This is a genomic window from Kitasatospora sp. NPDC048545, from assembly GCF_040651155.1.
Lineage (GTDB): Bacteria > Actinomycetota > Actinomycetes > Streptomycetales > Streptomycetaceae > Kitasatospora.
In genome coordinates, this window is record NZ_JBEZIQ010000009.1 from 142,040 (window position 1) to 161,720 (window position 19,681).

16 protein-coding genes are annotated in these 19,681 nt (G+C 73.9%); 10 read left to right on the forward strand and 6 right to left on the reverse strand.

Features of this window, described 5'->3' with window-relative positions; all coding sequences use genetic code 11:
* Positions 1-112: 112 nt before the first annotated feature.
* A complete protein-coding gene (locus tag AB0D10_RS11645; RefSeq protein ID WP_360254441.1) occupies positions 113-1,384 on the reverse strand; it encodes a cytochrome P450 in 1,272 nt (423 codons plus the stop codon).
* Between the two features lie 945 nt (positions 1,385-2,329).
* Between AB0D10_RS11645 and AB0D10_RS11650 the strand changes: the two genes are divergently transcribed.
* The 10 genes from AB0D10_RS11650 (at position 2,330) to AB0D10_RS11695 (ending at position 14,800) form a co-directional block, all read left to right on the forward strand.
* A complete protein-coding gene (locus AB0D10_RS11650) occupies positions 2,330-3,886 on the forward strand; it encodes an AMP-binding protein (RefSeq protein WP_360254443.1) in 1,557 nt (518 codons plus the stop codon).
* Positions 3,876-4,142: an acyl carrier protein gene (locus AB0D10_RS11655; RefSeq protein WP_360254445.1), complete on the forward strand. Its 267-nt coding sequence runs from the start codon at positions 3,876-3,878 to the stop codon at positions 4,140-4,142. Before AB0D10_RS11650 ends, AB0D10_RS11655 begins: the two co-directional genes overlap by 11 nt.
* Positions 4,139-5,623 carry an FAD-dependent oxidoreductase gene (locus AB0D10_RS11660; protein WP_360254447.1) on the forward strand — a complete coding sequence of 495 codons (1,485 nt, stop codon included), beginning with the start codon at positions 4,139-4,141 and terminating at the stop codon, positions 5,621-5,623. Before AB0D10_RS11655 ends, AB0D10_RS11660 begins: the two co-directional genes overlap by 4 nt.
* A gap of 190 nt (positions 5,624-5,813) precedes the next feature.
* Positions 5,814-7,520: a class I adenylate-forming enzyme family protein gene (locus tag AB0D10_RS11665; protein WP_360254449.1), complete on the forward strand. Its 1,707-nt coding sequence runs from the start codon at positions 5,814-5,816 to the stop codon at positions 7,518-7,520.
* Between the two features lie 6 nt (positions 7,521-7,526).
* Entirely contained in the window at positions 7,527-8,960 is a 1,434-nt protein-coding gene (locus AB0D10_RS11670; RefSeq protein ID WP_360254451.1) for a lysine 2,3-aminomutase, read from the forward strand.
* Positions 8,957-10,006 (forward strand): hypothetical protein, encoded by a 1,050-nt coding sequence (locus AB0D10_RS11675; RefSeq protein WP_360254453.1) that lies wholly within the window; start codon positions 8,957-8,959, stop codon positions 10,004-10,006. The genes AB0D10_RS11670 and AB0D10_RS11675 overlap by 4 nt, the downstream gene beginning before the upstream one ends.
* Positions 10,003-11,229: an AMP-binding protein gene (locus AB0D10_RS11680; protein WP_360254455.1), complete on the forward strand. Its 1,227-nt coding sequence runs from the start codon at positions 10,003-10,005 to the stop codon at positions 11,227-11,229. The genes AB0D10_RS11675 and AB0D10_RS11680 overlap by 4 nt, the downstream gene beginning before the upstream one ends.
* Entirely contained in the window at positions 11,226-12,566 is a 1,341-nt protein-coding gene (locus AB0D10_RS11685) for an MFS transporter (protein ID WP_360254456.1), read from the forward strand. Before AB0D10_RS11680 ends, AB0D10_RS11685 begins: the two co-directional genes overlap by 4 nt.
* Complete coding sequence (locus AB0D10_RS11690) at positions 12,563-13,513, forward strand: SDR family NAD(P)-dependent oxidoreductase (protein WP_360254458.1); 951 nt, start codon at positions 12,563-12,565, stop codon at positions 13,511-13,513. The genes AB0D10_RS11685 and AB0D10_RS11690 overlap by 4 nt, the downstream gene beginning before the upstream one ends.
* A gap of 30 nt (positions 13,514-13,543) precedes the next feature.
* Positions 13,544-14,800: a phenylacetate--CoA ligase family protein gene (locus AB0D10_RS11695; protein WP_360254460.1), complete on the forward strand. Its 1,257-nt coding sequence runs from the start codon at positions 13,544-13,546 to the stop codon at positions 14,798-14,800.
* Positions 14,801-14,822: 22 nt separating this feature from the next.
* Here the strand turns inward: AB0D10_RS11695 and paaI are convergent, their stop codons facing one another.
* The 5 genes from paaI to ctaD form a co-directional block, all read right to left on the reverse strand.
* Positions 14,823-15,233 (reverse strand): hydroxyphenylacetyl-CoA thioesterase PaaI, encoded by a 411-nt coding sequence (gene paaI, locus AB0D10_RS11700; protein WP_360254462.1) that lies wholly within the window; start codon positions 15,231-15,233, stop codon positions 14,823-14,825.
* 156 nt (positions 15,234-15,389) lie between these two features.
* Complete coding sequence (locus tag AB0D10_RS11705; RefSeq protein ID WP_360254464.1) at positions 15,390-15,794, reverse strand: pyridoxamine 5'-phosphate oxidase family protein; 405 nt, start codon at positions 15,792-15,794, stop codon at positions 15,390-15,392.
* Between the two features lie 104 nt (positions 15,795-15,898).
* Entirely contained in the window at positions 15,899-16,618 is a 720-nt protein-coding gene (locus tag AB0D10_RS11710; protein WP_360254466.1) for a response regulator transcription factor, read from the reverse strand.
* A gap of 107 nt (positions 16,619-16,725) precedes the next feature.
* Positions 16,726-17,259: a hypothetical protein gene (locus tag AB0D10_RS11715; RefSeq protein ID WP_360254468.1), complete on the reverse strand. Its 534-nt coding sequence runs from the start codon at positions 17,257-17,259 to the stop codon at positions 16,726-16,728.
* A 98-nt stretch (positions 17,260-17,357) separates the two neighbouring features.
* Positions 17,358-19,151 (reverse strand): cytochrome c oxidase subunit I, encoded by a 1,794-nt coding sequence (gene ctaD, locus AB0D10_RS11720; protein ID WP_360254557.1) that lies wholly within the window; start codon positions 19,149-19,151, stop codon positions 17,358-17,360.
* Positions 19,152-19,681 lie beyond the last annotated feature (530 nt).

Sequence of the window (19,681 nt, forward strand, 5' to 3'; positions counted from 1 at the left end):
TGTCGGTGCCGGACCTGTGGGTGTCCGTCGGGTTTCACGAGTCGAGGCCCGGATTCCGGTCATCCGCGCGGCCGGGTGTCGGGCCCTGCCGCGCGTCGGGCCGCTCCGGGCGTCAGACCTGGCCGGGTACGCCGTCGTGGCCGGAAACGCCGTGGTGGCCGGGTACGCCGTGGTGGACGGGGGTGAAGTCCAGCGGCAGGGCGACGGGGCCGCGGGTGTACAGGCCGGTCTCCCGGTAGCGGGAGCCGGGGCTGTGACGGACCCGGTCGAGCAGCGGGAGCAGCAGCGCCGCGACGGTCTCGATCTCGGCGCGGGCGAAGGCGGCGCCGACGCACTGGTGGAGTCCGGTGCCGAAGGCCAGGTGCTGGGCGGCGGCGGTGAACGAACGGGCGGTGCCCAGGTCCGGCCGGTGGAGGTCGAACACGTCCGGGGCCGTGAAGGCCTCGGGGTCGCGGTTGGCCGCACCGGTCATGCAGAAGACGGTGGCGCCCGCGAGGACGACGGTGCCGGAGAGTTCGGTGTCGTGCTCCGCCAGGCGGGGCACCAGCCGGACGGGCGGGGTGAGGCGCAGGGTCTCGGCGACGGCGGCGGACAGCAGGGCCGGGTCCCGGCGGACCTGCGCGAGCTGCTCCGGGTGGTCGACCAGGTGCCGGAAGAGCAGGCCGAGGGTCTTGTCGGCGGGCTCGACGGCGGCCACCAGGACGTTGACGACCAGCGCGGTGACGTCACGGGTGGTCATGGCGACGCCGTCGAACTCGGCCGTGCACAGCGTCGATATCAGGTCGGCGCCCGGGTGCCGGCGCCGCTGCTCGATGACCGGGACGAGGTGGGCCTCCAGCTCCCCGGCGAGTTCGAGGCAGTGCCGGCGGCGTTCGTCGGTCAGACCGACGCTCGTGATGAACTCGCCGACACCGGCCAGCCAGGCGGCGACCCGGGGCCGGTCCTCCTTGTCCAGGCCGAGGACGTCCAGCATCACCTGGACGGCGAAGGGCTTGCCGAAGTCGTTGACGAGGTCGATCCGTCCGGTGGGCAGGAAGGGGGTGACCAGTTCGGCGGCGTTGGCGCGGATCGTCCGTACGTGGTCCTGCAGCGCCGGTCCGGTGAAGGACCGCACGACGATCTTCCGCTTGGCGGTGTGCTCCGCTCCGGTCATCTGGGCGAGGACGGGCCCGCGCATCACGGGCTCGGCGCGCTGCTGCAACGTCTCGGTGGTGAACGCCTCGTGATCCTCCAGCACCCGCCGGACGTCCCGGTAGCGGGAGACGAAGTAGGCGTCCACCGCCGGCTCGTGGTGCACCGGCGCATGCTTCCGCAGCCACCCGAAGTACCGCTCGGGTGCGGCGTCGAACTCCTCGGACAGGACGCTGAAGCGCGCTTCGGCCATGGGCGGCGGACCTCTCGGGGTGCGGAAGCACCGCGGTGACGAGGTGCCGGTTCCTGCGTCGGGGCGGCCGACGAGGTCATCGCCGGAGCGGGTCGGCGCCCGCCCCTGACGATTGTCGTGCGCACTATAACCCGACACTCCGGGCGCCCCGGAGGCCCTGCTTCCGCACCAAGGACCGTTCGTACCAGCCGAGTTTCCGCACCGTGGGCGGCCGGGCGCACCGTGGGCGGCCGGGCCGGAGCCGACTCGGTGGAGTTCGCGGACCGCCTCGGGCTCGACCACGAGGTGGCCCAGGACGGCCAGCGCCGGTCCGTCGTCCCGCTCGGGGCGAGGGCGGCTCCGCTCGGGGCGAGGCCGGGCCCGCTCGGGGCGAGGGCGGCTCCGCTCGGGGCGAGGCCGGGCCCGCTCGGGTCCGGAAGGACAGGCGCGGCCGGGTCGCCGCAGCCGGGCGGTGACGATGCCGGCGCCGCAGGCCACGTCCAGCAGTGTTCGGACGCCCTCCGGCAGCAGCCGTTCGACGGCCGTCGCGGCGGCGGCCGCCCGGGGTTCACCGCCGCGCGAGGCGTCGTACGCCCGCGCCTCGGTGTCGTAGTCGAGCATGTGGCGCCCCCTTCCGTCCGGTAGTGAAGCGAACCGGCGGACGCCGGGGCAAGCCCCCGCACGCGTTCGGCTCGGCGGGCGGTGCGGACGGGAGGGCGTCGGGGATGCCCGGCTGACGTTCCGCGACCGGGGTTTGACGCAACGGCACTTTGTGACACCTCGTCAGATCGCTTCCGAAGCGCCGTCCTCACCCGAACGACCACAGCGGCCACAGGTGGTTCACAGTTCCGTCACGGCCCCTTGGAAGAACAGCCTCAACATCCATTGTCGCCACGCATGTTCGAAGGTAGAGTCGCCGTTCGCCGAGCACGGATGAGCACTTCTCGGCTCCATTTTGGGGCGGGCATGTCAAATAATCGTGGTTCCCTCCGGGTCGTCCCCGACCTGATCGACGTGTTCAGTGAAATCGCACGTCGAAATCCCCGTCGTCCGGCGATCGTCCACAACGGACACGCCCTGAGTTTCGGCCGGCTCCTGGAGTCGGCGAACGCCCTGGCCACACGCCTGGGCCCGGATCCCGGCACGGTCGCCGTGCCGGCACTCCACACCCCGGAAACGGTGGTCGCACTTCTCGGCGTGCTGGCCGCCGGGGGCACCTATTGCCCCGTCGATCCGGCATTCCCGACGGCCCGCCGACAAGCCATGGCGGCGGCCGCACGGTGCCGTTCCGCGGTGTCCGGACGATCCGGTGACGTCCTCCGACTCGACCTCCCATTACGGGAGTTACCAGAACCACCCGAATTCACCGGGGACCCCCCGGGACGCCCCCCGGCGAACCCCGCCGGGAACGACCCGGAACAACCGGCCTACATTCTCTTCACGTCGGGTTCGACCGGGCAGCCGAAACCCGTCGTGACACCCCGCCGGGCCGTCGCGACCACGGCCCGGGCCCTGGGCGAGCTGTTCGGCCTCACCCCCGAGGACCGGGTGCTCCAGTTCGCCTCGCTCAACTGGGACACCTGCTTCGAGGAGATCCTCCCGGCCCTCACCACGGGTGCGGCCCTCGTCCTGGACCGGGACGCGCACAGCGGGTCGTTCCCCCGGTTCCTGCGGATGGTCGAGCGCGAACGGATCACCGTGCTGGACCTGCCGACCGCCTTCTGGCACGAACTGGTCCACCACCTGGTCGACTCGGGCGACCGACTGCCCTCCTGCCTGCGCCTGTTGGTGATCGGCGGAGAGGCCGCCGGACCGGCCCGACTGGCCGACTGGGCCCGGCTGCCCACCGGAGCGGTCCGGCTGCTGAACACGTACGGCTGCACCGAGACCACCCAGATCACCCACGCCGTGGACCTCGCCGGCCCGCTGGCGCCCGGGCGGACCTGGGACGGCACCACCCGCGCGCCGATCGGCCGCGCCCTGCCCCACGTCGTCGAACACCTGGACGAACAGGGCGAGTTGCTGATCGGCGGGCCTGCCCTCGCGCTCGGCTACCTCGGCCTGCCCGAGGCGACCTCGACGCGGTTCACCACCCTGGACGGCGGGCGGTTCTTCCGCACCGGCGACCGGATGAGCCGCGACCCGGACGGACTGCTCACCCACCAGGGCCGCCTGGACGGCGAGTTGAAGGTCCGCGGCATCCGGGTGGACCCGGCCGAGGTCGAGGCGCACCTCACCGGCCACCCCGAGGTCACCGCCGCCGCCGTCACCGGCACCACGGCGGCCGGCCGCACCACCCTGGTGGCGTACGTGGTGGCGCGCCCGCACACCCGGGCCCGGCAGCTGGACCGCGAACTGCTGTCCTTCCTGCGGGACCGGGTCCCCGGCCACCTGGTACCGGGCCGGATCACCCTCGTGCCCCGACTGGTGCACACTCCGAGCGGAAAGATCGACCGGGCCGGCTGTCACCTGCGCTACGCGGCTTCCCCCGACAGGTCGAAGGAGACCTCCCATGAGCACTGACCTCACCACCCCCGCCGGCCCGAACACCGGCACCGGTTCCACAGCGGACGACCTGGAGGCCGTCTTCCGGCGCGTCCTGGAACGCGAGGACGTCACCGCCGACTCCGACTTCTTCGACCTCGGCGGGGACTCCCTGGTCGCCACCCGGGTGCTGAGCGCGGTCGCCCGCACCCACGGTGTCGAGTTGACCTTCGACGACTTCCTGCTCGCCCCCACTCCGGCCCGCCTGGCGCACCGCATCGCGACCACCGCATGAGCGAGGACCACAGACGCGAGGGCGACGGACGTCAGGGCCACAGCCGCGAGAGCCACGGACAGCAGAGCCACGGACGCCAGGACCACGGCCGCGAGGACCGCCGGGGCACCGCCGTCGTGGTCGGCGCCGGACTCGCCGGGCTGACCGCGGCGACCGGACTGGCGGCGCGCGGATTCGACGTCACCGTCCTGGAGGCCCGGGACCGGGTCGGCGGACGCACCCACGGCATCGAAGCCGCCCCCGGCACATGGGTGGACGGCGGCGCCGCCTACCTGGGCGACCGGCACACCGAACTGCTCGCACTGGCCTCGGAGTTGGGTCTCAAGACCACCCCCACCACGATGCTCGGCGCCAGCCGCTTCGCACTCGATCGCGACCCCGATCGCGACCCCGATCCCGACCCCGACAGCGCCCCGGCGGACCGGACCGCCACCGGCACCGCCACCCGGGACGGCCGGTTCCCGCCGCTCAACGCCGTCGCCCTCGGCGACCTCTTCGAGCGCCTCGCCCAACTCACCGCCGCCGTAAGGCCGGAGGCCCCCTGGCTGACCCCGGACGCCGAGCGGCTGGACACCCTGACCGCCGCCGAGTGGGCCGAGCAGCACCTCTCCCACCCGGACGCCAGGCTCTTCTTCCCGCTCTTCCTGGGCGAGATGTGCGCCGCCGACCCCGCCGACGTCTCCGTCCTGCACCTCGCCTTCTACCTGCGCTCCGGCGGCGGTCTGCGCTACCTCAACGCCTTCGCCGGAGGCGCCCAGCAGGACCGGATCGACGGCGGTGCCCACCGGCTGTGCGAGCGGCTGGCCGAGCGGCTGGGTGACCGGGTACGGCTGGGCGAGGCGGTCCTGGCCGTCCACCAGGACGACCGCGCGGTGACCGTCCGCACCGACCGGAGCGCGTACCGGGCGGACGTCGCGGTGATGGCCCTGCCCCCGCTGCTCGCCGACGCGATCGCGTACGAGCCCGCCCTGCCGGTGCCCCGGGCCGGGGAGCGCACCGCGCGCGGCTGCGCCGTCAAGGTGCACCTGGTGTACCCGGCGCCGGTCTGGCGCGACCACGGTCTCTCCGGCTGGTCGGTCAACGCCCGGGGGCCGCTGCTCTCCACCGTGGACGACTCCCCCGAGGGCGGGATCGGCGTCCTGACCGGCTTCGTCACCGGTGCCGAGGCCCACCGGTTCGGCGCGCTCACCCCGGAGCAGCAGCGCGCCGAAACCCTCGCCCAGGCCGGGCGGCTGTTCCCGATGCTCCCCGAGCCGGTCGGTTTCCACGTCACGGACTGGCTCGACGACCCGTTCAGCCGGGGCTGTTACGCCGCGCTGCTGGGGCCCGGGGACTGGACCCGGCTCGGCCCCACGCTGACCGCGCCGCACCGCCGGGTGCACTGGGCCGGCACCGAGACCAGCACCGCGTTCTTCGGCCTGATGGAGGGCGCGATCCGCTCCGGCCACCGGGTGGTCGCCGAGGTCCTCGACCGCGGCTAGCCCGACCGCACCCACCGGCACCTCCGCACCACTCCCCGCCACCGCACCCCCGCACCCCCGCACGCGCACGCACGCGCACGCGCACGCCCACGCACGCCCCGACGGGCCTGCGAGCAGCTCCCCCCACCCCTCCCCCAGGCGCCGGTTCCACGAGAACCCCGCGCCCGGCACCCCACGTCCGGAGACCGTCATGAGCGACCAGAGTCCCATCGCGCCCCTCGCCGCCCGGGAGCGGCTGATGTCCGAACCCGCCCTCGGGGCAGGCAACTTCCTCGACCACGCGGTCGCGGCGAACCCCCACCGGTCCGTCCCGTTCGTCTTCACCCACCGCACAGACCACCGCGGTGAGGTCGTGCTGCGCGGCCACAGCCTGCTCGACCTGGTCACCCTGCGCGACCGCTACGCCGCCTGGTACCACGCCAACGGTGTGCGCCCCGGCGAGCCGGTCGCCGTCGTCATCGCCGAGGGCCTGGAGCCGCTGCTCCACTTCCTCGCGCTCACCTCGCTGGGCGCCGTCCCCGCGCTGGTCAACGACGCGATGCGGCACGACGTGATGGTCCGCTACCTGGACCACGTCGGGGTGGTCGGGGTCGTCGCCGACGACACCACCCGGCTGGCCGCCGCCTACCGCGAGGACCCCGGGCGCCGTCCGCGCTTCCTCGCGCTCGCCGCCGAGGTGCGGGCCTTCGACGCCGCCGCCGTCGAGCTGCCCGCCGAACACCCGTACCGGCACGGCGCCGACGACGTGGTGGCGCTGATCCACTCCTCCGGAACGACGGGCACCCCCAAGTCCACCATGCTGGCGCACCGCGGGTTCTGGGACGGCAAGCAGCCGCGCATGGTGCGCTTCCCCGCCGAGCCGTACGACCGGCTGATGTCGCTGATGCCGCACACCCACGCCGGCGGCCTGAGCTACTTCCTCACCGCCGTCCTGCTGGGCCTGCCGGTCGTGGTGATGTCGGACTGGCGGCGCACCGTGGTGGAGCCGGTGATGGAGGCGTTCCAGCCGACCATGGTCGCCTCCTTCCCGCGCACCTTCGTCGAACTGGCCACCGGGGAGCTGCCGGTGCGCGGCGCCGCCAGGGTCCACTCCTGGTTCAACACCGGCGACAGCGCGCACCACGGGCACGTCCGCCGGCTGGTCACCCTCGGGGAGCGGCCCGCCGGGCTGATCCGCCCCTGGCTGCTGCCGCAGCAGAAGGCCGAGCAACCCGCCCTGCCCGGTTCGCAGTTCGTCGACGGACTGGGCTCCTCGGAGATGGGCATGGCACTGTTCGGTCAGGTCACCACCCCGGAGAGCGCGCGCGACGACCGCTGTGTCGGCAAGCCGCTGGAGGTGGTCCGCAAGGCCGCCGTCCTGGACCTCGACGGCTCTGAAGTCCCGGACGGGACGGTCGGGTTGCTCGCCGTGGACTCCCCCTCCCTGACCCCGGGCTACTGGAACGACGAACGGCTGACCGCGAGCTTCGAGCTGTCCGGCTACTGGCTCACCGGCGACGTCGCCCGCCGCGACGCCGACGGCCGCTTCTACCACCTCGACCGCACGGTGGACGTCATCGACACCGCCGCCGGCCCGGTCTACAGCCTGCCGATCGAGGAGGTGCTGCTGGCCGACTGCGCGGACCTGGTCCGGGACTGCTCGGTGGTCGGCGTCCCGGCAGGCCCCGGCACGGGCCAACACCCCATCGCTGTGGTGCAGTTGCAGGAGGACGCCACCGACACCGACGCCGAATCGGTGCGGGCCGCGGCCAACGGGGCGCTGGCTGCGGCCGGGCTGACGGCGCTCGCCGCCGTCCGGATCGCCCGGACGGCGGCGGACTTCCCGCTCGGCCCGACCGGCAAGGTGCTCAAGCGCGAGCTGCGCACCCGCTACGCCACCCTCCTCGCCGGCCAGTAGACCACCATGGACCACCCCGTGATCCGCCAGCCCTACCAGTACGCGCGGACGGCGCTGGTCGAGCCCGACTGGCGCCGGCTGCCCGGCTGGCGGCAGGTCACCGAGGCGCAGTGGCGCGACGCCCAGTGGCAGCGCGCCCACTCCGTCAAGAACGCCCGCCAGCTGCGGGCGGTCGTCGGCGACCTGCTCACCGACCGGTTCTACGACGAACTCGCCGCCGACCAGGCCGACTTCGCCACCATGCCGATCCTGCTGCCACCGCAGGTCCTGAACACCATGGCACCCGGTGCCCCGATCACCCCGGCCGCCTTCACCGAGGCGTTCCTGGCCGACCCGGTGCGCCGGTACATGCTGCCGGTGCGCGCCGACCGCCACCCGCGGTGGCCCAGCCACCCGCTGGCCGAGCGGGACTCGCTGCACGAGGCGGACATGTGGGCGGTCGAGGGCCTGACCCACCGCTACCCCACCAAGGTGCTGGCCGAGCTGACCGCCACCTGCCCGCAGTACTGCGGGCAGTGCACCCGGATGGACCTGGTCGGCACCTCCACCCCCCAGGTGGCCAAGACCCGGCTGCTGCTGCGCCCCGCCGACCGGCAGGAGCAGATGCTCGACTACCTCAAGCGCACCCCCTCGGTGCGCGACGTGGTGGTCTCCGGCGGCGACGTCGCCAACGTGCCCTGGCCGCGCCTGGAGTCCTTCCTGCTGCGGCTGCTGGAGCTCGGCTCGGTGCGCGACATCCGCCTCGCCAGCAAGGCCGTGGTGGGCCTGCCGCAGCACTGGCTGCAGCCCCGGGTGCTGGAGGGAGTGGCGAAGGTCGCCGGGATCGCCGCCGGCCGCGCCGTCAACCTGGCGGTGCACACCCACGCCAACCACGTCCGGTCGGTCACCCCGCTGGTCGCCGAGGCGGCCCGGGCTCTGCTGGACGCGGGCGTCCGGGACGTCCGCAACCAGGGCGTGCTGATGCGCGGCGTCAACGACACCCCGGAGGACCTGCTGGACCTCTGCTTCGCCCTGCAGGGCGAAGCGAACGTCCTGCCGTACTACTTCTACCTCTGCGACCTCGTCCCGGGCGCGGAGCACTGGCGGACCCCGCTGCACCGGGCGCAGCACCTCCAGGAGGCGATCATGGGCTACATGCCCGGGTACGCCACTCCGCGCCTGGTGTGCGACGTCCCGCGCGTCGGCAAGCGCTGGGTGCACCAGGCGGTGGAGTACGACCGCGAGCGCGGCATCTCCTACTGGACCAAGAACTACCGCACCGGCCTGGACGCGACGCCCGACGGCGACGGCCCGCAGGCCGCGCTCGACCGGCGCCACCCCTACTACGACCCGGTGGACACCCTTCCCGAGGCCGGCCGCCGCTGGTGGGCCGGGTCGTCCGCCGCACCCCACCCCGCCGGACCGGCCCGCACGCCCGACCCAGCCCGAGGAGCACGATGAGCGCCCACCCCCCGACCGGCGGACTGCGCCGGATGTGCTGGATCTTCCCCGACCGGGAGTCCTCCCGGATGGCCGAGATGTGGCACGGGTTCTTCTGGGACCTCTACGCCGAGTGCGCCGCGGACCTCGGACTGCGCTGGAGCCGGCACGCCCCGGAGGCGGTCTCGGTCGACGCCACCGGGCCGGGGCGCCCCCGGGTGTACGTGGACGACGAGCCCGTCACGCCCGAGGACACCCTGTTCATCACCGCGCTGTACTCGCTGCCGTACCAGTCGATGGACGTCTTCAACCAGTACGCGCTCTACGCGGTGCTCGAACAGGCCGGTTTCTACCTGCCGTTCCCGCCGCAGGTCTCGCTGATCGGCAACGACAAGCTGGCCACCCTGCTGTTCCTGGCCGGCTCTCCGGTGCCGACCATCCCGACCGTGCGGATCGGGACCGGGCGCGACACCGGCAAGCACGTCTACGAGGTCGCGCTCGGGAACATGACCTACCCTGCCATCGTGAAGCCCTCGGGCTGGTGCGGCGGCGGCGGGATCAACCTGGCCCGCGGCCCCGAGGACGTCCGAGGGCTGGCCAGCCTCGCCCAGGGCGGCGACACCACCCTGGTGGTCCAGCCGTACCTGGGCGACGGCACCGTCGACTACCGGGTGTACGTGGTCGGCGGACAGCCGTACGCGGTGATGAAGCGCACCCCCGAGCCCGGCTCCCCGGTCGCCAACGCCAGCCGCGGCGGCACCATGGAGTTCCCCCCGGTGCCGCCCGAACTCGCCGCCGCCACCGCCTGGTTCGCCGAGCGGCTGCCGATCCCGTTCTTCTGCGTCGACTTCCTGTACGACGGCGAGCGGTACTGGTTCTCCGAGCTGGAGCCGGACGGCGTGATCGCCCCGGACCTCACCGACCCGGAGCGCACCCTGCAACGGGAGGTCACCCGGGCCCGCTTCGCCGCCTGCCGGGACGGCCACGCGAAGTGGCTGGCCGACGGCGCCCGCCCGCTCACCCTCGACCTCACCCCCTCCCCCGCCCACCGGACGGACCGCCGATGACCGCCTTCTCCCTCTCCCCCGAGGCCGCCGGGCCCCGGCTGCCCGTGGCCCGACGCACCCTGGAGCGGCTGCGGAGCGTCCCCGCACTGGCCCCGCGCTACCCGAGCCACCTCGACGCCGGGTCCCTGGAGCAGCTCGCCGCACTCCCGCCGCTCGCCAAGGACGATCTCAACACCGCCCTCGCCCACCTCGAACCGGCCGCCGAGCACTCCGCCACCTGGCTGTTCCAGAGCGGCGGCAGCACCGGCGCCCCCAAGGTCGGCTACGCCCCCACCGGCTTCTACATGGCCGGTGTGCACGCCCACTGGCAACCGCTCGACCGCACCGACGTGTTCGTCAACGCCTGGGGCGCCGGGCGGATGTGGGGCGCGCACTTCCTCGCCGCCGCGCTCGCCGACCTCTCCGGCTGCCGGATCATCGCGCTCGGCTCGGTCGCCGGGGAGGAGTACGGCGACTGGCTGGACTTCCTGGCCGCGCGCCGGGTGACGGCCATCGGCGGCACCCCCAGCGTGCTGCGGCTCTGGTTCGCGCACGCCCGGGCCGCCGGGGTCGAACTGCCGTCGCTGCGCAAGGTGTTGTGGCTCGGCGAGGCCTGGCAGGAACAGCTGACGGAGGACCTGGCGGCGGTGGCGCCGCAGGCGCGCCGCTGGGGCATGTTCGGCAGCACCGAGACCTGGGTGGTGGGCACCAACACCCCGCACTGCCCGGCGGACGTCTTCCACCCGCTGCCGTCCCAGCTGGTGCACGCCGACGCCGGAGGCCTGCTGGACTTCACCACCCTCGACCCGGAGATGCTCAACCCGGTGCTGCGCTACCGCACCGGCGACGCGGGCGAGTTGACCGCCTGCCCGTGCGGCCGGCCGGAACCGGCGATGCGCGTCCTGGGCCGGCGCGACAGCGTCGTCCAGGTGCGCGGTCTCGGGCTGGACGTGGACGAGCTGATCGCCCGGGCGGAGCGCGAGCCGGGCGTGGCCAGGGCCCAGGTGGTGCTCACCGAGCAGGGCGGCCGGGCCGCCTCCGTGGAGGTGCTGGTGCTGGCCGCCGGCCCCGGTGCCGCCCCCGACGTCGAGCGGCTGCGCAAGGAGCTGTTCGGCGCCACCTTCACCCTCAGCACCGCCTTCCAGCACGACCCCGGGTCCTTCCGAGTCCGCCCGGTCGGCGAACTGGTCAGCAACGGCCGCACCGGCAAGACGGCGACGCTGGTCGTACGGGAGGAGTCGTGACGGCGGCACCCGCGGCGGACGCCGCGCGGGGCGGCACGCAGCCGCCCGCCCGCCCGGCGCCGCTCGGCCGGAGCTTCTCGGTGTTCTGGGCCGGACAGAGCGTCAGCCTGGTCGGCGACAAGGTCACCGTGTTCGTCGTCCCGACTCTGATGATCTTCGTGCTGCACGCCTCCGCCCTCCAGGTCGGTGTGGTGGCGATGGCCCAGTACCTCGGGATCCCACTGCTCGGGCCGGTCGCCGGGGTGCTGGTCGACCGCTGGGACAAGCGCCGGACGATGCTGGTCTGCGACCTGGTCCGACTGGTCGCCGTGGCGGCGATCCCGCTCGCCTACGCGCTGGACGTGCTCTCCACCCCGCTGCTGTTCGGCTGCGTGGCCGTCATCAGCGGCGCGACCATCTTCTTCAACGTCGGCTACCTGGTCGCCGTCCCCGCCGTGGTGCCCGAGGACGGCATGGTCCGCGCCTACTCCCGGCTGGAGGGCAGCGGCTCGGTCGCCGAGGTCGCCGGGCCCTCCGTCGCCGCCGCCCTCTACGGCGCGCTCGGCGTGGCCGCCCTGCTGGTCGACGCGGCCAGCTACCTCGTCTCGGCGGCCTGCTTCCGCTCGATGCGCCCGTGGGGCGAGCGGACGGTCGAGGCGGGGTCGATCCGGGAGCGGCTGACCAGGGGCTTCCGGCTCAACTGGGCCGATCCGGTGCTGCGCCGGGTGGTGCTGGCCGCCGTCACCCTCAACTGCGGCGGGCCGGTGTTCGTCACCGTGCTGCCCGTCCTGGCCTACCGCGGCCTGGACGTGCGGGTCGGTGTCTTCGGCGCGGCCATGTCGGTCGCGGCGGTGGGCGCGCTGGCCGGCGCACTGGTTGCACCCCGGCTCTCCCGGCGCTTCGGCCTGGGCCGCACGATGGCCTGGTCGCTGCTGCTGCACTGCCTGGTCGGACTCGGCGTGCTCGCCGCGCCCGCACTGCCCGCCGGACCGGTCATCGCGGTGACCATGGGCTGCTACGGCTTCTTCATGTCCTGCATCAACGTGTGCAGCGCCCCCGCCCGGCAGTCCCGGATGTCCGCGCGCAACCAGGGCGTGATGCACGCCGCCTTCCGCACCGTCACCTGGGGCGTGATCCCGCTCGCCGCGCTGGTCGGCGGCCTGGCCGTCTCGCTGCTCACCGGCCCGCTCGGGATCCTGGACGCCGCCCGGGTGGTGATGGCCGGCGGCACCCTGCTCGCCGCCTGCTCCTTCCTCCCCGCCCTCGGCCTCCAGCCGCTGCTCGACGCGGCCGAACGCGAGCGGGCCGCCGAGGCCACCGCGTCCGCTCCCGGAGCGCTCCCGGAGGCCGGCGCATGACCGACCCGCACACCGGCCCCACCGCCCTCACCGACCCCGCTGCCCCTACCGACCCCGCTGCCCCTACCGACCTCACCGACCCCGCCGGGCGGGTCCTGCTGATCACCGGCACCTCCTCCGGCATCGGCCTGGCCACCGCCGTCGCCGCGGCCCGGGCCGGGTACACCACCGTCGCGACGCTGCGCGAGCCCGACCGGGCCGGGCCGCTGCGCGCCGCCGCCGAGGCCGCCGGGGTCACCCTGGACGTCCGCCGACTGGACGTCACCGACCCCGACTCCGTCACCGCCTGCCTGGACGCGGTGCGGGCGGCGCACGGGCGGCTCGACGCCGTCGTCAACAACGCGGGGGTGTCCAACTCCGACCCGACCGTGGAGATGTCCACCGACGCGGCGCTGCGCGCCAACCTGGAGGTCAACTTCTTCGGCGTCGCCGCGGTCAGCCGGGCCGCACTGCCGCTGCTCCGCGCCTCGGGCGGCCGGCTGGTCACTCTCGGCAGCGTGCACGGCGTGGTCGGCCAGCCCTTCAACGAGGCGTACTGCGCGGCCAAGTTCGCCGTCGAGGGGTTCATGGAGGCACTCGCCCCGGTCGCGGCGGCGCACGGCGTCCTGGTCTCCGTGGTGGTGCCCGGCTTCGTCCCGGACACCCGGTTCGGCGTCTTCCCCGACATCGACCGGACCACCCTCGGCGCCGCGTCCGGCCCGTACGCGCCCACCTTCACCGGCTACCTCGACTGGGTCGGCGGACAGGGCTGGGAGTCGGCCGGCCAGCCGGCCCGGGAGGTCGCCGAGGTCGTGGTCCGGACCCTGCGCGAACGGCGCCCGCCGTTCCGGGTGCCCACCGGCCCGTGGGCCGCCGACTACCTGGCCGCCAAGCTCGCCGACCCCGACGGCTCCGCCGTCCAGACCCTCGCCCGGACCTGGCTCGGGCAGCCCGCCCCCACCGTCTGACGCCTCCCTCCCCATCCACGGAGTCCGCCCATGCCCGCGAAACCCCTGGCCGAGCTGATCCGGATCGCCCGCGCCGACTCGCCGTTCTACGCCGAGCTCTACCGCGACCTGCCCCCGGGCGTCGACCGGCTCGACCTGCTCCCCGTGATCGACCAGGCCGCGTTCTGGGCCGCCAACACGTGGCCCGACAACCGGGTGCTGACCGGCCCGCTCACCGACGCCGGCGTCTACAGGACCGGCGGCACCACCGGCGTCCCCAAGTTCTCGCCGTGGACCCGCACCGAGCACGCCGACTCGGTGACCGCCTTCGGCGCCGGACTCGTCCGGGCCGGGCTGCGGCCCGGGCACCGGGTGGCCAACCTCTTCACCGCCGGCGAACTCTACGGCGGCTTCCTGTACATCGAGAACGCCCTGCACCACGCCCCCGTGGACAACGTCCGCCTCGGCGTCGGCGGCGCCGCCCCGAACCCGTACGTCGCCGACCTGATCACCGGCTTCGGCGTCCAGGTGCTGGCCGGCGAGCCGATGAAGCTCAGCGCCGTCGCCGAGTGCCTGATCGGGCGCGGCGAGAGCGCCGAGGGGGTGGAACTGCTGCTGTTCGGCGGGGACCTGCTCTTCACCGACCTGCGCCCGCTGCTCTCCCGCGCCTTTCCGAAGGCGGCCGTCGCCTCCGTCGGCTACGCCTCCAACGACGCCGGGCTGGTGGGCGCGCCCGTCCCCGGGGACGACGTCCGGGTCCACGAGGCCTTCGCCGACCGCACGGTGGTGGAACTGCTCGACGAGGTCACCGGCGAGGCGATCACCACGCCCGGCACGCCCGGCCGGGTCGTGGTCACCAACCTCTTCCGCACCCTGATGCCGATCCTGCGCTACCCGACCGGCGACCGCGCCGAGTGGGCGGACGACGGGTGCCGCCGCTTCCGCCTGCTCGGCCGCTCCACCGAGGGCGCCCGGGTCGGCACCGTCACCCTGCCCACCGAGGAGGTCCGAGCCGTGCTGATCGCCGCCGACCCCGGCCGCCACATCGCCGGGATGCAGCTGGTGCAGCGCCGCTGGGACGGCCGGGACGGCCTGATCCTGCGCCTCGGCCACCTCGACCAGCCGCCCGCCGACCTCGCCGGCCGGCTGGTCGAGGCCGTGTACGCCGCCCTCCCGCTCTACCCGTCGGAGGTCGCCGTCGGCAGCCTCCACCACCTCGCGGTGGAGTGGGTGCCGCGCTCGGAGCTGGTCACCAACCCCCGGACCGGCAAACTCCAGCAGGTCCTGGACGAGCGCCCGCAGGAGTAGTCCCCGATGGCGGGCCGGCCGCTCAACCCGACTGCGGCCGGCCCCCGATGACGACGCTCTGCCCCCGGAACTCGGCGATCACCCTGCCGTCCGCCCGGCGCACCGTCACGTCGTAGATCCCGCTGCGCCCGGCCCGCGAACGCTCCACCGCCTCGGCGACCAGCTCGTCCCCGACGGCCGCCGGAGCCAGGAAGGCCACCTGCGCGGCCTGGGCGACGGTCACCGGACCGTGGCTGTTGCAGGCGTACGAGAACGCCGCGTCGGCCAGCAGGAACAGGAAGCCACCGTGCGCGGTGCCGTGCCCGTTCAGCATCGTCGCGGCCACCGTCATCCGCATCACCGCACGGCCGGTGGACACCTCCTCCAGGGCGATGCCCAGCGTCCGGCTGGTCTCGTCGCGCTCGTACAGCGCGGCGATCACGGGGTCGAACATGGCGTCGCGGTCCCTCCCGTCGGCGGTGTCCGGCCCAGCGTAGGGGACGGATCGCCTCCGGTCACGGGCCGTCGGACCGGCAGTCCGGCAGTCCGGCAGTCCGGCAGTCCGGCAGTCCGGCAGTCCGTTGGCCCGGCTGCCCGGCAGCGGGCAACCTCACGCCAGGCAGCGGCCGATGACCAGTTCCGGGCGGATCCGGATCCGCAGCGTGTCCGCCGCGTCGGCGGTGCCCCGGCGGACCTGGGCGTGGCCGAGGACGGTGACGAACCAGCCGGAGCCGTCCCGGCCGTCCACCTCGTCGGCCTCGAAGGCGATCACCGCGCCGTCGACCGCCCGGGCCAGTCCGGCCTCGGCGGGTGCGGAGACGAGCACGCCGCCGGGCACCAGCCGGAACGGCACCGGCAGGACGGCCGGGAGGGCGTCGACGGTGTAGACCACCCGTCCGACGTCGGCCCGGCCCAGCAGCTCCAGGGCCCGGTTCCGGTCGAGTTCGCGGAGTTCGGGCAGCGCGGGCCGGTCGGACGAGGAGTGCCGGGGGTCCCGGACCTGATCGTGGTTCATGCGAGCGATGCTCACCCGGGGCCGGGTCCGATCACGAGGGCCGATGGTCCCGGCGGAGCCCGCCGAGGGCCCCGCACCGCGCTCCCACCGACCCGCGGGCCGGGTCAGCCCCGGCCGCCGCTCAGCGGGGAGGACTTCGCGGCGGCGGACGCCCGGCGCAGCTCGGTGGCGATCAGGGCCGCCTGCACCCGGCGCTCCACGCCGAGTTTGGCGAGCAGCCGCGAGACGTGGTTCTTCACCGTCTTCTCGGCGAGGTAGAGGCGTTCGCCGATCTGCCGGTTGGTCAGGCCCTCGCCGATCAGCGCCAGCACCTCCTGCTCGCGCACGGTCAGCCCGGGGCCGGTGGTGACCGGCTGGGCGGGTTCGGCGTCGCTGCGCAGCCGGTTGAGCAGGCGGGTGGCGGCGCCGGGGTCGAGCATCGAGCGGCCGGAGGCGACGGTGCGGACGGCGGCGACCAGGTCGGTGCCGCTGATCTGCTTCAGCACGTAGCCGGCGGCGCCCGCCATCACGGCGTCCAGCAGTGCCTCCTCGTCGTCGAAGGAGGTGAGCATCAGACAGGCGAGGTCGGGCATCCGGGAGCGCAGCTCACGGCAGACCGAGACGCCGTCGCCGTCGGCCAGCCGGACGTCCAGCACGGCGACGTCGGGGCGCAGCGCCGGCACCCGGACCAGCGCCTGCTCGGCGGTCGCGGCCTCGCCGACCACCTCCAGGTCCGGCTCGCCGTCCAACAGGTCGTGCACCCCGCGGCGCACCACCTCGTGGTCGTCCAGCAGGAACACCCGGACCGGGGCCGGGGCCCCGGCCCCCTCCGTCTTGGTCGCCATCACGCGGCTCCACCTTCGTCACCCCCGCACACTCCCAGCGGGGCCCAGGGCATCATCACCCGCGGCGCGGCCGGGTCCCAGGGTCGAACGGCCCCATTGCGCCGGGTTCAGCGCCCCGGACGGCGGACGTTCCCCAGCCCCATCAGCAGGAACGCGAGGGCGACCGCCGCGCCGCTGACCGCGGCCAGGACCACGCGCGGGCCGGCCCCGCCGCCGCCCGACAGCAGGATCGCCGCCGAGCCCAGCGAGGCGACGGCGGCGCCGACCACCAGCCAGCCGGCGAGGGCGACGGCGAGCGGCCGGCCGGTGCGCGGCGCCGGGCCGGTGTCCAGCGCGGCCCAGCGCGCCGCCGTCTCCCGCACCTCGCGCCGGCGGTCCCGCAGCGCCCGCACCCGCAGCGCCGTGCCGCCGACCAGACCGGCGAGGGCGATCTGTGCGGCGGGCCGCCAGTCCGGTACGACGAGCAGCAGTCCGCCCGTCAGCGCGAGCGCCGCCCACCACAGCACGCAGGCCGCCGCGGCGGTCCGGGTGGAGCGGGGGCGGTCGGCGCCGGCCTGGAGGTCGGCGATGGCGGGCAGGTACCAGACACAGCCGCTCGCGGTGAGGGCAGCGGTGCCGATGGCGAGAACGGTGTGGTTCACGACCCGGCCTTCCTGGTCACGAAGGGGTGAGGGAGCGGGGCCGTCCCCGCCCGCCCGGGGGCAGCGACGCGGGCGGGGACGGCGTTCGGGGGGCGGCCTCAGCCGTCCGAGGGGGGCGGGTCGTCGGTCGCGGCGGTCGCGGTGGACGACGCCGGGGCGCTGGACGCCACGGCCGGTGCGGTCGGTGCGGTCGAGGCGGCGGCGGGGCCCGAGGACAACCGCGCCCGGTCCGCCCGGCTCAGCGGCCGGTCGTACTTCACCGGCTCCACGTCGCCCAGGTGGGCGGCGGGCTTGCCGCTGTGCACCAGGACGTCGCGGGCCGCGATGTCCGGGTGGTGGAGGTCGAAGGCCGGGGATTCGGAGCGGATCCGGGGCAGCTTGACGAAGTTGTGCCGCGGCGGCGGGCAGGAGGTCGCCCACTCCAGGGACCGGCCCCAGCCCCACGGGTCGTCCTCGGTGACCTTCTCGCCGTACTTCGCGGTCTTCCAGACGTTGTAGAGGAACGGCAGGATCGACAGGCCGAGCAGGAAGGAGCCGATGGTCGAGACGGTGTTCAGGGTGGTGAACCCGTCCGAGGCCAGGTAGTCGGCGTAGCGGCGGGGCATGCCCGCCGCGCCGAGCCAGTGCTGCACCAGGAAGGTGGCGTGGAAGCCGACGGTCAGCGTCCAGAAGGTGATCTTGCCGAGCCGCTCGTCGAGCTTCTTGCCGGTCATCTTCGGCCACCAGAAGTGGAAGCCGGCGAACATCGCATATACCACGGTGCCGAAGAGCGTGTAGTGGAAGTGGGCGACGACGAAGTACGAGTCCGAGACGTGGAAGTCGATCGGCGGCGCGGCGAGCAGCACGCCGGTCAGACCGCCGAAGAGGAAGGTGACCAGGAAGCCGACCGTCCAGAGCATCGGGGTCTCGAAGCTCAGCGAGCCCTTCCACATCGTGCCGACCCAGTTGAAGAACTTCACACCGGTCGGGACCGCGATCAGGAAGGTCATGAAGGAGAAGAACGGCAGCAGCACCTGCCCGGTGACGTACATGTGGTGCGCCCACACCGTCACCGACAGGCCCGCGATGGCCACCGTCGCGGCGATGAGTCCCGCGTAGCCGAACATCGGCTTGCGGCTGAACACCGGGATGACCTCCGACACGATGCCGAAGAACGGCAGCGCCAGGATGTACACCTCCGGGTGCCCGAAGAACCAGAACAGGTGTTGCCACAGCATCGCCCCGCCGTTGGCCGGGTCGAAGACGTGCGAACCGAACTTGCGGTCGCACTCCAGGGCCAGCAGCGCGGCGGCCAGCACCGGGAAGACCAGCAGCACCAGCACCGAGGTGAGCAGCACGTTCCAGCAGAAGATGGACATCCGGAACATCGTCATGCCCGGGGCGCGCATGCAGATGATCGTGGTGATGAAGTTGACGGCGCCGAAGATGCTGCCGAAGCCGGAGAGCGTCACCCCCATGATCCACATGTCGGAGCCGACGCCGGGCGAGTGGACCGCGTCGGACAGCGGCGCGTAGAGGAACCAGCCGAAGTCGGCGGCGCCCTGCGGGGTGGCGAAGCCGGCGGCGGCGATCAGCGAGCCGAACATGAACAGCCAGAAGGACAGCATGTTCAGCCGCGGGAAGGCCACGTCCGGGGAGCCGATCTGCAGCGGCATGATCCAGTTCGCGAAGCCCGTGAACAGCGGCATCGCGAACAGCAGCAGCATCACCGAGCCGTGCATGGTGAAGGCCTGGTTGAACTGCTCGTTGGAGAGGATCTGGGTCCCCGGCCGGGCGAGTTCGGCACGCATGACCAGGGCGAGGACGCCGCCGATCAGGAAGAACGCGAACGACGACACCAGGTACATGGTGCCGATCGTCTTGTGATCGGTGGTGGTCAACAGCCTGACCAGGGCCGAACCGGGCCTCCTGGCCCGAACCGCCGCGGCCGGTACGGCCGTCGGCGGTCGCGTGGGGTCGCCCTGTGCCTGGATGGCGCTCAAGGACCCACTCCTTAGGAACGTCGTACGAATGATTGGCGCTCCATGATCCGAACAGGCCGCCTTCCGGCCCCAGGGCCCTTGGGCCCGCCCGCCCGGGGCCGCTGGACCCGAGTTCCCGGCGCCGGACCGGGACTTCCCGACCGGTGAGCCGGGACCTCCCGGCCGTCGGCCCGTCCACTCGGGCCGCGCTCGCCCGACTGCGGAGCCCCGGTCGAGAACCACCGGAGCACCGCCCTCCCCGCACACCCGAACACCCGGCCGACGGACGCCCGTACGCCGGCCGCGCGCCGGGCCCCGGCACCGTGGCGCACCCGGCCCGACCTGCCGGATCACCGTCCGCACCGCGGTGCGGTACACCCCGCCGGCCCGGCCCCCGGACGCCCCGGTTGTGAGGACGGCGTGCGCGAACCGGCCCGATTCCGTGCCCTTCAGCCCCGATC